The sequence below is a fragment of the Micromonospora antibiotica genome (assembly GCF_017599305.1).
Taxonomy (GTDB): Bacteria; Actinomycetota; Actinomycetes; order Mycobacteriales; family Micromonosporaceae; genus Micromonospora; species Micromonospora antibiotica.
This window is the reverse complement of record NZ_JAGFWR010000003.1, coordinates 406,131-420,307: the sequence shown is the minus strand read 5'-3', so window position 1 is coordinate 420,307 and position 14,177 is coordinate 406,131. Positions and strand designations below refer to the sequence as shown.

5 protein-coding genes are annotated in these 14,177 nt (G+C 74.0%); 2 read left to right on the top strand and 3 right to left on the bottom strand.

Going from position 1 to position 14,177, the window contains the following annotated elements; translation table 11 throughout:
• Position 1 precedes the first annotated feature (1 nt).
• Complete coding sequence (locus JQN83_RS09955; protein WP_307799138.1) at positions 2 to 1,510, bottom strand: class I adenylate-forming enzyme family protein; 1,509 nt, start codon at positions 1,508 to 1,510, stop codon at positions 2 to 4.
• Positions 1,507 to 7,200 carry a non-ribosomal peptide synthetase/MFS transporter gene (locus tag JQN83_RS09950; protein WP_307799137.1) on the bottom strand — a complete coding sequence of 1,898 codons (5,694 nt, stop codon included), beginning with the start codon at positions 7,198 to 7,200 and terminating at the stop codon, positions 1,507 to 1,509. The genes JQN83_RS09955 and JQN83_RS09950 overlap by 4 nt, the downstream gene beginning before the upstream one ends.
• 139 nt (positions 7,201 to 7,339) lie before the next feature.
• Here JQN83_RS09950 and JQN83_RS09945 point away from each other — a divergent pair, with 139 nt between their 5' ends.
• Entirely contained in the window at positions 7,340 to 10,210 is a 2,871-nt protein-coding gene (locus JQN83_RS09945; protein WP_208566770.1) for a condensation domain-containing protein, read from the top strand.
• Positions 10,211 to 10,292: 82 nt separating this feature from the next.
• Here the strand turns inward: JQN83_RS09945 and JQN83_RS09940 are convergent, their stop codons facing one another.
• Positions 10,293 to 12,374: a cellulase family glycosylhydrolase gene (locus JQN83_RS09940; protein WP_208566769.1), complete on the bottom strand. Its 2,082-nt coding sequence runs from the start codon at positions 12,372 to 12,374 to the stop codon at positions 10,293 to 10,295.
• Between the two features lie 574 nt (positions 12,375 to 12,948).
• Between JQN83_RS09940 and JQN83_RS09935 the strand changes: the two genes are divergently transcribed.
• Positions 12,949 to 14,001, top strand: coding sequence for a LacI family DNA-binding transcriptional regulator (locus tag JQN83_RS09935; protein WP_244252077.1), 1,053 nt, complete (start codon positions 12,949 to 12,951; stop codon positions 13,999 to 14,001).
• The last annotated feature ends 176 nt before the right edge of the window (positions 14,002 to 14,177 follow it).

Sequence of the window (14,177 nt, the reverse complement as noted above, 5' to 3'; positions counted from 1 at the left end):
GTCAGTTGTCGAACAGGACGGTCAGCTGCCGTTTGAGCACCTTGCCGCCCTCGTTGCGGGGCAGCCGGTCCAGCAGCAGCAGCCGGGCGGGCAGCTGGTGGTCGGCCAGCCGGTCGGCGAGGAAGCCGCGCAGCACCGGTAGCGTCAGCCCGTCCGTGCCGGCCTGCGGCCGGGTCACCACGGCGGCGGCCACCGCGGAACCGAGCACCGGATGCGGCACCCCCACCACTGCTACCTCGGCCACCAGCGGATGCTCGTGCAGCGCCGCCTCGACCTCGACGGTGGAGACCTTGAACGCACCGGTCTTGATCACGTCCTGGTGCCGGTCGGTGAGGTAGAGGTAGCCGTCGGCGTCGATCCGGCCCACGTCACCCATCCGTACCCACCCGTCGCGGAAGGTGGTCCGGTTCGCTGCGTCGTCGCGGTAGTAGGCGCGCGGGTGCGGTGAGCGCAGCCACACGTCGCCGCTCGTCCCGGCCGGCAGCGGGCGGCCGTCGGGGTCGGCGACCATCAGCTGCCCGCCGACCGGCCGACCGACCGCGTCCGGCCGGGCCGGGTCGTAGATCATCGTGGTCTGCGCCGGGGCGGCCTCGGTGGAGGTGTAGTAGTTGACGATCGTGGCCTGCGGGAAGGCCGTGGCCAGCCGGGCCGCGACCGCCGGTGGCAGCGGCGCGGCGGTGGACCCGATCAGCTGTACGCCGCTGGTGTCGCGGTCCCGCAGCGCCCCGGAGTCGAGCAGCTCGATGGCGATCGACGGCACCACGAACACCGTCCCGGTGCCGGCGGCGGCGACCAGCCGGGCGAACCGGACCGGGGTGAAGCGGGGCAGGGTGAGCGCGGCGGCCTTCGCGGTCAGCGCGTTGAGCAGCATCGTCTGCCCGGCGTTGGTGCCGATGGCGAAGGCGTGCAGGAACCGCTGCGAGTGGGCCAGGGCCAACCGGCGCGGGTGGTGCGGCGCACCGGCGGTGAGGTTGGCGTGCCGCGCCGACACCCCCTTGGGGCGGCCCGTCGTCCCCGACGTGTAGAGGATCTGCGCGAGGTCACCGGGGCGGACGGTGACCGGGTCGCCGTCGTCGGGGTACCCGTCGGCGCGTAGCTCGGCGTCGCCGAACACCGCCACGCCGGGTGGGGCGGGCGGGGCGGGGGTGTCGTCGCCGTGCACGACGGCGGTGGCCGTGCAGTGGGTCAGCGCGTACCCGAGCTGCCCGGCGGCGAGCCGGTCGGACAGCGGCACCGCCACCCCGCCGGCCCACAGGACCCCGCAGTACGCCACCGCGTACCGGACCCAGTCGCGGGGGCCGAAGACCAGGCCGACCCGGTCGCCGGGGCGCAGCCCCCGACGGCGCAGCGCGGCGGCGACGGCCCGTGCCCCGGCGGACCATTGGGCGAAGGTCAGCGTGGCCACCTGGTGCACCTCGACCGCCACCTGGTCGGGGTGCAGCCCGGTGCGCCAGTCGAGCAGTTCCGGCAGGGTACGCGGCGGGGGCGTCCCGGTGGGTGTCGTGCTCACCGCGACCCTCCCGTCCCGGCACCCACCGGGGTCCGGTCGGCGGGGGTGGCCGTACGGGCCCGGCGTTCCTCGAGGCCGACCAGGTCGTCCGGGGGCGCGTCGGGCACCTCGTCGTCGAACCGGGCCAGGGTGGGGGTGGCCAGCGACACCAGCGCGGTCAGCGCGATGCACACCCCGAACAGCACGTAGAGCAGCCCGTGTCCCCGACCCGGCCCGACCCCGAGCACCACCCCGACGGTGCCGGCCAGCGCCCCGTCGGGCAGCAGCGTGGGCTCCACCACCCGGGCGGCGAACGGGGCGACGACGCCCCAGCCCAGCGGCAGGGTGGACTGGGCGACCATCTGGTTGACCGCGAACACCCGGCCGTGCACCCGGGCCGGCACCTTGGTCTGGATGATCGTCTGGTAGACGCCGTTGACGATGCCCAGCGCCAGGTACATGCCGAACGCGCCGGCCCCGATGAGCAGCAGGTTGGGTCGCAACCCGGTCAGCACGGCGGCCACCGCGATGCCGAGGGTGCCCAGCAGCACCGCCCGCATCCGGCGTCGGCGGGGTCCGCCCCAGAGCAGCATCACCAGGCCCCCGGTGGCCGCACCGACCCCACCGGTCAGCGCGACGCGGGACACGTCGGTGAGGTCGGCGAAGCCGAGCACCAGCGGGGAGAGCAGGAACAGCACCGGGAACAGGAAGAAGTTGAGCGCGGCGAAGAACGCCAGCATGGCGCGGAACTCCCGACGCCGCAGCGCGTAGCGCAGCCCGGCGACGATCTCGGTGCCGATGCCCTCGCGGCGTTGCAGGGCCAGGGTGCGGGGGAACCGGACGACCGCCAGCACCCCGACCGCGAACAGGTACGACGCCACGTCGACGAGCAGGATGCCGCGCAGCCCGACGGTCTCCAGCAGGGCCACGGCGAGCAGCGGCACGGTGAACTGGGTGAGGCCGACGGCGGTCTGGGTGAGGCCGTTGGCGTGCCCGAGGAAGCGTTTGGGCACCAGTTGCGGCACCGCCGAGACGAACGCGAGCCGTTGGAAGGCCAGTGCCACCGACAGCCAGCCGACCAGCGGATAGAAGTGCCACACCTGCGCCCGGTCGGTGAGCACCAGCCCGGCGAGCACCGCGTTGGCGCTGCCGGCGGCGAGGCCGGCGAGCAGCAGCACGCGCCGCCTGCTGGTGCGGTCGATCAGCGCGCCGGCCAGCGGTGCGACCAGCAGGCCGGGCAGCAGGCCGAGCACGGCGAACAGGGCGAACCGGGCGAGCGAGCCGGTCTGCGTGTAGATCCACAGTGGAATCGCGAAGGTGGTCAGCGCGGTGCCCAGCCCGGAGACGACCTGACCGGCCGCGACCAGGCCGAAGCGGCGCAGGCTCGGCGGTGGCGCGGTCCGGCCCCGGTCCGCGCCACCCACGCCTGCCGGGGGCGGGTCGGACGTGGGGGGTCCGTCGGCGCTGCGGCGGGAGACGGCGGCGAGCTGCCAGGCCGGTGGCGTGGCGGCCGACCCGGTCGGGGCGGGCCGGGGTGGAGTGTCGAGCCGCCGGTGCACGTCGGTGACGATCTCGGCCAGTTCATCCGACCGGTACTTGAGGAAGTAGTGCCCGCCCTCGTCGACCACGACGAGCGCGGTGCGGTCACTGAGGAAGTGCCATTCCCGGAACCGTTCCTCGTGGTAGTCGGTGCTGCGGTCCCGCTCACCGACCACCGAGACGACCGGTGCCCGCAGCGGGGTGACCCGCCGGCGCATCAGGTCGGTGAAGTAGTCCTCGGCCACCCGGGCGTCGTGCCGCATCGCCCGGACCAGGAATCGCACCTCGTCGGGGGCGAGCGAGCCGACGGCGGTGCCCTGCGCCTGCAACCAGGTGCGGTAGATCCGGTCGCTGCGCAGCCGTTCGGCCAACCGCAGCCGCAGCAGCGGCCCGAGCGGCCCGTCGGCGGGGCGGGCGAACGGGAACACCGCACCGAGGTAGACCGCGAGCAGGTCCCGTCCGGCGGCCTCCAGCCGGCGGGCGACCTCCACGGCCAGCGCCCCGCCGGGGCCGCAGTGCCCGTACACGATCAGTGGGCCGGTGACCCGGCCCAGAAGTTCCGCGACCACCCCGGCGGCGACGTCGGCGATCGGTGCGGGCTCGTCGGCGAGGCCGATGTCGTGTCCGGGTACGGCCACCGCCAGCAGCCGGTACCCGGCCGGCAGCGCGTCGGCCAGCGGCTGGTACACCACCGCGCTGCCCCCGCCGTACGGCACGCACACCAGGGTGGCGACCCGGTCGGCGGCGGGCACCGGCGGCGTCAACTCGTGCAGCAGCCCGGCCCGACCCGGGTCCGGCCCGCCGACGAGGCCGGCCAGTTCGCGTACGGTGCGGTACCGGAACAGGTCCATCACGCTGACCGTCGGGGTGCCGTCGGTGACGGTGGGCAGTTCCCGGCGCAGCCGGGCCACGACCCGGGTGGCCAGCAGCGAGTGCCCGCCCAGGTCGAAGAAGTCGTCGGTGACGCCCACCTCGGGCACTCCGAGCACCGTCCGCCACACGTCGGCCACCAGCGTCTCCACCGGCCCCACCGGCGGCACCCGCTCGCCGGTCGGGCCGTCGTCGGTTGGCTCGGGCAGGGCCCGCCGGTCCACCTTCCCGTGTTCCTGCAACGGCAGCCGGTCCAGCACCACCCAGCGGGTGGGCACCATGTGCTCGGGCAGCCGCCCGGCGAGCAGGCGACGCCAGCGCGCCGGGTCCGGGGCGTCCGCGTCCGGCCCCGGTTCGGCATCCGCGTCCGGCCCCGGTTCGGCGTCCGCGTCCGGCCCCGGTTCCCGCTCCAGGTAGGCCACCAGCCGGTCGTCGCGCAGCAGCACCGCCGCCTGGCGTACCCCCGGGCAGTCCCGCAGGGCGGCCTCCACCTCACCCAACTCGACCCGGTAACCACGGATCTTCACCTGGTGGTCGCGGCGACCGAGGAAGACCAGCTCCCCGTCGGCCCGCCACCGGCCCAGGTCACCGGTGCGGTACAGCCGGGACCCGGGCGGCCCGTACGGGTCGGGCACGAACCGTTCGGCGGTCGGGCCGGGCCGGTGCAGGTAGCCCCGGGCGAGCCGCTCCCCGCCGAGGTACAGCTCACCGGGCACCCCGACCGGCACCGGACGCATCCGCTCGTCGAGCACGTGCACCGAGGCGTACGGCAGCGGCCGGCCGGTCGGTACCGGGCCGACGTCCGGCCCGTCCACGGGCACCCGGTAGGTGGCCACGCCGACGGTGGCCTCGGTGGGCCCGTAGTGGTTGAACACCCGGGTCGGCCCGGCGGCGAGCGGGGCGATCCGCTCCAGGTCGGACGCCTCGCCGCCGAGGATCAGCGCCCGGGCCGGCAGCAGGTCCTCCGCTGCGCAGTCGGCGGTCAGCGCCGCCAGGTGCGACGGGGTGATCTTCAGGTAGTCGATCCGTTCGTCGCGCAGCCGGGCGGCCAGCTCGGCCCCGGTGCCCCGGCGGGGGAGCAGGTGCACCGTGCCGCCGGTGGCCAGCGCCAGGTAGAAGACGGTGACGGCGAAGTCGAACGACATCGACTGCAACAGCCCGTACCGGGCGGCCGGGACGACGGCGAACCGGTCCGCCACCCCGTCGAGGTAGCGCAGCACCGGCCGGTGCGGCACGGCCACCCCCTTCGGGGTGCCGGTCGAGCCGGAGGTGTAGATGACGTAGGCCAGGTGCTCGCCGCCGACGCCGGTCGTGGGTCGGTCGTCCGGTGCGGCGGTGACCTCGGTGGCGATCTCGTCCAGGCGGTTCGCCACGGTCCCGGCGGGCAGCCGGTCGAGCAGGTTCGCGCTGGTCAGCAGCACGGTCGGCCGGGCGTCGGCGAGCATCAGGCCGAGCCGGGCGGCGGGCTGCTCCGGGTCCAGCGGCAGGTACGCGCCGCCGGCCCGCAGCACCCCGAGCAGCGTCACGGCCAGCTCGACCGACTGCTCCAGCAGCACCCCGACCAGCCGGTCCGGGCCCACCCCCCGGGCCCGCAGCCAGTGGGCGAGCCGGTTGGCCCGCCGGTCCAGCTCCCGGTAGCTGATCCGGTCCGACCCGCAGACCACGGCCGGCGCGTCCGGGGTGGCGGTGACGTGCGGGGCGATCAGGTCGGCCAGGGTGACCGCCGCCCCGGTGACCCCGGTGCGGTCGTCCGACGGCAACCCGCGCGCCTGCTCCCCGGCCCACCGGTCCGGAGCGGGCGGTGCCTCCGGAGCCGGCGGTGCCTCCGGAGCCGGCGGTGCCTCCTGAGCCGGCGGTGCCTCCGGGGCGGGCGGCGTCGCCGGAGCGCCGGCGAGGGCCAGCATCCGGTCCCGTTCGGCCGGGTCGAGCAGGTCCAGGTCGACGACCGGCCGGTCCGGGTCGGCGACGGCGGCCCGCAGCAGGGTCTGGAAGGACCCGGCGAGCCGGGCCACGGTGGCGGCGTCGAACAGGTCGGTGTGGTAGACGAACGTGCCGCGCAGTCCGTCGGCGCTCTCCCCGACGTACAGCGACAGGTCGAAGCGGGCGCTGGCGGCGTCGGTGCCGACGCCCTCGACGTGCAGTCCGGCCGGCCACCGGTCGCCGCCCCGGGCGTAGTTCTGCAGGGTGAACAGCACCTGGAACACCGGGGCGCGGGTGACGTCCCGGGTGACGTTGAGTTCCTTGACGAGGCGTTCGAACGGGATCTCCTGGTGCGCCAGGGCACGCACGACGATGCCCCGGTTGCGGCGCAGCAGGCTCGCGAAGCTCGGCTCGGCGGCGGTCGTCGGGTCGGGGGAGAGGTCGGCGCGCAGGGCCAGGGTGTTGACGAAGAGACCGATCAGGTGTTCCAGCTCGGGGACCACCCGGCCGGCCACCGGCGAGCCGACGGCGAAGTCCCGCTGCCCGCTGTGCCGGAACAGCACGGCCTGCAAGCCGGTGAGCAGGGTCATGTAGAGGGTGGCCCGGTGGGTCCGGCCCAGTCGGCGCAGCCCGTCGGTGAGGTCGGCGTCGACGGTGAACCGGTGGGTCGCGCCCGGGTAGGACTGCACGGTCGGGCGGGGCCGGTCGGTGGGCAGCTCCAGCGGCGGCACGCCGGCCAGCGCGCGGGTCCAGTGGGCGAATCCGTCCCCGGTCGCCGGGCCGTCGAGCCGGTCCCGCTGCCAGCGGGCGTAGTCGACGTAGCGGGTGACCGGCGGGGCGGGTGGTTCGCCACCGTCGCGCAGCGCGGCGTAACCGGCGGCGATCTCGCCGAGCAGCAGGTCCAGCGACCAGCCGTCGCTGACGATGTGGTGCATGGCCAGGTGCAGCAGGTGCTCGGTGTCGGCCAGCCGGACGACGAGCACCCGCAGCAGCGGCGCGACGGTGAGGTCGAACGGGGTGTGGACCGACTCGGCGACCAGCGCGTGGGCGGCGTCCCCCGTCGCTGCGGCGGTGACGGTCACCGGCACCCGCACCTCGGGCAGCACCGTCACCACGGGCTCCCCGTCGACGCTCTCGGTGAACCGCATCCGCAGGCTGTCGTGCCGGGTGGCGGTGGCGTCGAGGGCGGCGCGCAGCAGGTCGACGTCGAACGGCCCGCGCAGCCGCACCGTCGCGTGCACGACGTACGCGGCGGTGCCGGGGGAGAGCTGTTCGGTGAACCAGATCCGTTCCTGACCGAATGACAGACGCGGATTTCCGGTGGACCGGGGGATGGTGGAATGTGGCGGGGCGGCCCGCGTCGGTACGTCAACGTTCGTCACGCGGTGCCTTACTCGAAACGGTGCGGGCAGTGGCCAGTAGTGTGCACGTCGGGTGCGAACCGTCGGATCGGCTGATCGGTCCACTATGGAAAGCACCTTCGAGCGATTCGGCGACGGCCGTCACGTCGTACGGTCGGGAATGCGATTCGCCGACGCGGTGGTGCCTGCGCAATGGGCGTCCGAGACCCTGGTCCACGCCGAGTTCTCCGGCGACGGTGCCGGGGTGGCCCCGTTGACCTGGGCCCAGCGGGTGATGTGGCGCTCGATCGCCCGCAACGGCTCGAACCACGTCTTTCTCAACCTGCGCCGTACCGTCCCGGTGTCCCGGCGGGCGGGGGCGGCGGTGCCCGGCGTCGCCCGCGCGGTCGGCGCGTTGGTCGGTCGGCACGGCGCGTTGCGCACCCGGGTCCGGGAGGTCGACGGGGAGCCACGCCAGGAGACGGCGGCGGCCGGGGCGCTGCCGCTGCTGGTCTGCGCCGGGACGCACGACGGCGCAGAGGCCGCCCGGGAGGCCGCCGGCCGGCTCGGCGACGTCGCTTTCGACCACGCCGCCGAGTGGCCGCTGCGGGTCGCGCTGGTGACGGTCGACGACCGGGTACGACAGGTCGTGGTGGTGTTCAGCCACTCCACGGTGGACGCGTACGCCGCCGAGACGGTGCTGCGGGACCTGCGGCTGATCATGCTGCGTGGTGATGTGTCCACCCCCGCCGGACCACAGTCGGCGGACGTGGCGCGGGGGCAGCACGGGGCCGACCGGGACCGCTCGGCGCGGGCGGTCGGGCACTGGCTGCGGGAGTTCGACCGGCTGCCGACGTCGCCGCCCGCGCAGCCGGGGCCGGGCCTGACCCCGCCGTGGCGGCGGGGGGTGCTGGTCTCCTCCGCCGTCGACACGGCCACCCGGCTGATCGCCGCCCGGCACCGGGTCAGCGGCTCCGCGGTGTTGCTGGCCGGGGTGGTGGCGATGGCCGCCGGTGCTGACGGACAGGACCGTCGCGGCCTATTCCCGATGGCCCACAATCGATTTCGCGCCGGGTACGCGAATGCCGTCGCCAATCTCGGCCAGATCGGTTTCGGTGTGCTGGATCTGTCCGGTCGCCCCCATTTCGGGGAGTTGTTGTCCCGGGTGTGGAGCGCCTCCCTGGACGGCCTGCGGCACGCGTATTACGACCCGGTCGCGCTGCGGCACGCATTCGTCGAACGGGGGGTCGACCCGGCGTCGGCGTTCCAGCCGCACTACTACTTCAATGACATCAGGTTGCCCCTCGGCGGGGTCGACCGGCTGCCGGTGGTGACCCGGGACGCGCTGCGGGCCGCCACGGGCCGGAGCACCTTCTCCTGGACGACGGGGCTCGACCAGGCGTCCTGGCAGCTGCTGACCCACGTGGTCGACGAGCCGTCGGGGGTGGGTGTCACACTCACGGTCGACACCCGGCACCGGACGCTGGACGCCGTCGAACCGTTCCTGCGCGGGCTGGAGGAGTTGCTGGTGGAGGCCGCTTTCCACGAGGTGCCCTGGCCCTGGTCCCCGGCTGCCGTGCCGTCCCCGGCCGCTGGGTCGGCGCTCACCGCCGGGCCGTCCCCGGCTGCCGGGCCGGTGCCCACCGGGGGGCCGGGTGGCGACGCCTGGCCGGGCGGCGACCGGGTGGCGTACGCCGAGTTCGACGGGGGTCGGGACGCGACCGCGCCGTTGACGTGGGGGCAGCGGGCGATGTGGCGGACGGTGGCGGAGTTCGTGGCGCCCGCCGCCTACCGGGTGCTGACCCTGCCGCGCACGCTGGCGGTGTCGGCACGGGCCGGGGTGGACGTGCCCCGGGCGGTGCGGGCGGTGGGGGCGCTCGTCGCCCGGCACGAGTCGTTGCGCACCCGGGTCCGCCCGCACGACGGGCAGCTGTGCCAGGTGGCGTCGGCGGCCGGGCGGCTGCCGGTCCCGGTGCACGCCGTACCCCGCCCGGCCGACGACCCGGACGGCGCGCGCACCGCGGCGGAGCTGGCCGCGCGGCTGGCCGGGGTGCCCTTCGACCACGCCGTGGCGTATCCGCTGCGGGTCGCGCTGGTCACCGTGGACGATCGGGTACGGCAGGTCGTGCTGGTGTTCAGTCACTGCGCCGTCGACTTCCACGCCGCCGGCATCGTCCTGCGGGACCTGCGGTTGCTGCTGCTACGGGGAGTGTTGGACAGCCCGCCCGGGCTCCAGTCGCTGGATCTCGCCGCGCGGGAGCGCACGGTGCAGCGGCGGCGTTCGCAGCGGGCGGTGGCGTACTGGACCAGGCAGTTCGCGGGCCTGCCGATGGACCTGGCCGATCCGACCGGAGCGGGGTCGACGCCCCGCTACCGGCGGGGTTCGCTGGTCTCCCCGGCCGTCCACCACGCGGTGCGGCTGGTCGCCGCCCGGCACGGCGTCAGCACCTCGACCGTCCTGCTGGCCGCGACCGCCGCGGTGCTGAGCGGGGGTGGGCAGGATGCCTGCGGGATGGTGGTGATGGCGAACAACCGCTTCCCGCCGGGGTACGACCAGGCGGTCGCCACCCTGAACCAGATCGGGCTCTGCCGGCTCGACCTGGTCGATCGACCGGACTTCGCCGAGTTGCTGTCCCGGGCCGGGCGGGCGGCCCTGGACGCCTACCGGCACGCCTACTACGACCCGGCCGAGTTCGAGCGTGCCTTCACCGAGCTGGGGCACGACCACCGTAGCGTGCTGGCCCCGCTGTGCTACCTCAACGACACCCGGCTCGCCCCCGAGGTCGGGCCCGGCGCGGCCGGTCCGGACGAGGCCGGCCTGCGGGCGATGGTGACGCCCGGCGCGTTCCGCTGGGTGGGGGAGCTGGACCGGTTCGCGTGGCGGTGCCGGGTGCAGGTGCTCGACGCCCCGGGCGCGGTGGAACTGGTCGTCACCGCCGACACCCGCTACCTGTCCGTCGAGCGGGCCGAGGGGCTGCTGTCCGGCATCGAGGCGTTGCTGGTCGAGGCGGCCTTCCACGGGGTGCCGTGGCCGTGGTCCACGGCGGGGTGAGGGTGCCCCAGAGGCCCGGAGGGACACCCTCACCCCATTGGCCGGGGCGTCGCGGTCCATCGTCCGCGACGCCCCGGCCGGCTCAGGCCGGACTGCCGGTGACCGTGCTCCCGGACTTCGTGATCCGGTACGTCTTCTGTGTACCGCTCCAGAAGTGGAAGGTCAGGGTGACCGGGCCGTCGTTGACCTCGGCGAAGAACTCCGGCTTCAGCAGGATGGTGTTGGCGCTGTAGTCCGGTTGGAAGTGCGTCCAGAACTCCTTGTAGGAGGTCCAGTTCGCCGGTCCGGCGCCGCTGCCGTCGGCGTACTTGGCCTCCATGGTGGCGAGCTGGTCACCCCGGAACTGGGTGGGGATGGCGAACGAGCTGGTCGTCCCGCTGGCCGCCGACTGGGTCGGCGGGTCGTAGGAGATGATGCTGATCTGCCACGGCACGCCCTGGGAGAAGCGGGCCTCGATGGTGGCGTTGACCCCGGCGGCGCGGTTGCCGGCCAGCCGGCTCAGCGCCGACGCGGTCAGCGTGAGGGTGCTGCCGGAGACCGTGTAGTCGGTGCCGTTGACCAGGTTGGTGCTGCCCTGCCGCAGGCCCTGGAACGACGTGCCGTTGAGGTTGAGGGTGAGCGACCTGCTGGTGATGGTGCCGCTGCGCGGCAGGTAGACCTGGTCGGCGGACGCGGTGGCCGAGCGGGTGGTCAGGTTCGCCTTCATCAGGTCGGCGATGCCCTGGTCCCGCCACTGCAACGTGGGGCGGTTGAGGAAGGATCCCGCGTCCCAGAGCATGGTGGTGAGGTTGCGGATGCGGGCGTGGTAGCCGACGGCCTCGAAGAACTTCAGCAGTTCGCCGCGTTCGATGATGCCGGGGCGGGTGTAGTCGTAGCTGAGCAGCGCCCACTCACCGATGATCACGGGGATGCCGCGGGCGACGAAGGAGGCGCGGGCCCGCTCGAAGGTGCCGACGAGGTCCTGCTCGACGTTGCTGTCGTAGCGGGTGCCGCCGGCGATGTTGACGCTGAACGGCCAGTACCCGTAGAAGTGGATGGTCGCGGCGATGTTGGGGTCGCGCAGCTGGCTGAGCGTGGTGTTCAGCGCGTCCATCCGGGCCTGCTCGCCGCTGGTGTGCAGGGTGGGCAGCACCAGCAGCCGGGTGGCGTTGCCGCCGCCGGACTGGCGGATCAGGCGGACGAACGCCAGGTGCAGCTCCCGCAGCACCTCGTCGCCCTGGGCGTCGTCGGAGGTGCCGGTGAACTGCGGCTCGTTGATGTTCTCGAAGACCAGCTTGGCCGGGTGGTCGCGGAAGGTGGTTGCGATCTGGGTCCACAACGCGTTGTACCGGTTCAGGACGGTGGTGCGGTCGCCCGGGTACGTGTTGATCCACTGCCAGGAGTCGTGATGCAGGTTGATCATCACGTAGAAGCCCTCGGCCAGCGACCAGTCGACCACCTGCCGGACCCGCGCCAACCAGACCGGATCGATGGTGTAGGTCGGCGCCGGACCGGTGTGGTCGGTCCAGGTCACCGGGATGCGGATGCTGTTGTAGCCCTGTGAGCGCACCTGGTGCAGCAGGGCCTGGGTGGTCAGCGGGTTGCCCCACGCGGTCTCGTCGGGAATGGCGTCGAGGGTGTTGCCCAGGTTCCAGCCGGGCTGCATCGCCGCCACCGTCGCCATCGGGTCCCCACCCGGCGACGGCGACGGGGAGGTCGTCGGCGTCGGGGTGGGGGTCGGCGTCGGGGTCTGGGTGGGGCTGGCGGTCGGGGTGCCGCCCGGGTTCCCGGTGCACGCGACGCCGTTGAGGGTGAACGAGGTCGGTACGGGGTTGCTGCCCGTCCACGACCCGTTGAAGCCGAAGGAGACCGTGCCGTTGGTGGCGATCGCCGCGTTGTAGCTCAGGTTCTTCGCGGTGACCTGGCTGCCGGCGGCGGTGACCGTCGAGTTCCACGCCTGGGTGACGCGCTGGCCGGCCGGGAAGGACCAGGTCAACGTCCAGCCGTTGATCGCGTCACCGAGGTTGGTGACCTGCACGTCGGCGGTGAATCCGCCCTGCCACTGCGACGGCACGGTGTACGCCACCCGGCAGCCGGCGGCGGCCTGGGCGCTGCCGGTGATCATCAGGCCCGCGAACAGCAGTGCGGCAAGTGCGCCGGCGAGCAGGCCGGCCCGCCGCCGCATTCTTCGGAGGTGGTGTGAACTCATCTGGGAACTCCTCGCCATGGTGGCACGGTGGTTGGGGTCGTCGGACGTCTCGCCGACCGGGCCGCCCTGACGGGTCCGGGGTGAACCGGATCGGGTGGGGCCACCGCACCGGGCCACCGCAACCGGGAGAACGGGGTTGCGCCGGGCGGGCGTGACCGTCCGACGGCACGGCCGGGCGTGGCGGATACGGACGCTGCCCAGTGCGTCCGTACGGAATGGCGAGGCTCCCGCCTGGAAACAATCGGAGGATGGACTCGGAAAGTTTCCGTCGCAGACCATACAAGTGTCGGTTGACGCACGTCAATGGAGGGGAAGTTCCCGGGTTGTCCGGGGCCTGGCCCGCTGGTCTGGCCCCGGTGGCGACACGGGAACACCGGGAGGTGCTGAGTTCAGATCGACAGATGACGGAAACTCTTGGTCGTACCCCCGAATGTGCGTCGGGGTCGGACGCCGGCCGCCGGGTTATCCTGGTTTCCCTGAACGGTGCCGGCGGCCCGGTCGCGTGGCGATGCCGGCCCGACCGGCAGCCGCCGCAGAGGAGGAGGCCGGATTGAGGCACGTCGAGTCGGGCAGGCCGGGCGGCGACCTGGCGTCGTTCGTCGATCCGACCAGACCGGTGACGATCGCGGCGATCGCGGAGTCAGCCGGCGTGTCGATTCCGACCGTGTCGAAGGTGATCAACGGTAGGTCCGGTGTCGCGGCGGACACCCGGGCCCGCGTCGAGGCGGCGATCAGTCACCACGGCTACCGCAGGACCGCCCCGGCGACCCGCAGCAACATCATGGAGCTGGTCTTCGACGAGATCGAGGACATGTGGGGCCTGGAGATCATCCGGGGCGTCGAGCGGGCGGCCCGGCAGCAGCGCGTCGGCGTCGTGCTGACGGAGTTCGGGCCGCAACGCAACGCGATCCGGTACTGGATCGACGACACCCTCGCCCGCCGGCCGGACTGCCTGGTGATGGTGGCCCAACTGGGCGCGGAGGACCACCAGCGGCTACGGGCCCGGGGCATCCCGTTCGTGGTCTTCGACCCCACCACCGAGCTGCCCGAGGACGTGCCGTTCGTCGGTGCGACGAACTGGGCCGGCGGCCGGTCGGCCACCCGCCACCTGATCGGGCTCGGTCACCGACGGATCGCGATGATCGGTGGCCCGGAACACGTCCTGTGCTGCCGGGCCCGACTGGACGGCCACCGGTCCGCCCTGGAGGCGGCCGGCCTGCCGGTGACCGCCGACCTGGTCGTGCACACCGGCCTGAACCCCGCCGACGGCCAGGCCGCGGCGCTCGACCTGCTCCGCCGGCCCGACCGGCCGACCGCCATCTTCGCGTGCAACGACCTGCAGGCCCTGGGCGTCTACCAGGCGGCCCGGTCGCTGGGGCTGCGGATTCCCGCCGACCTCAGCGTCGTCGGCTTCGACGACCTGCCGATGGCCGCCCTGGTCGATCCGGCGCTGACCACCGTGCACCAGCCGTTGATCGAGATGGCGGCCACCGCCACCGAGTTGGCGCTCGCGCTCGGCCGGGGGGAGCCGACCGGCCAGGTCCGCCTAGAGCTGGCGACCACCCTCACCGTCCGGCAGAGCACCGCGCCCCCGGCGACCTGACGGGACGGCCGCCCCGCGACCGCCCGCGTGCTGCCCGGTCCGCCCACGTGCTGCCCGGTCAGCACCTGGACCGCCCGCCCCGCCGGACCCGGTCGGTCGGGCGTGGCGGGCCGGTCCGCGTGCCGATCTCGATCGCCGCGAGAAACTCCCGGCCCGCCGGCCCGCCCGGCGGCGAC

Coding starts and splice junctions, on each gene's coding strand:
- JQN83_RS09945 (WP_208566770.1), top strand. CDS start 7,340: ATGCGATTCGCCGACGCGGTGGTGCCTGCGCAATGGGCGTCCGAGACC.
- JQN83_RS09940 (WP_208566769.1), bottom strand. CDS start 12,374: ATGCGGCGGCGGGCCGGCCTGCTCGCCGGCGCACTTGCCGCACTGCTG.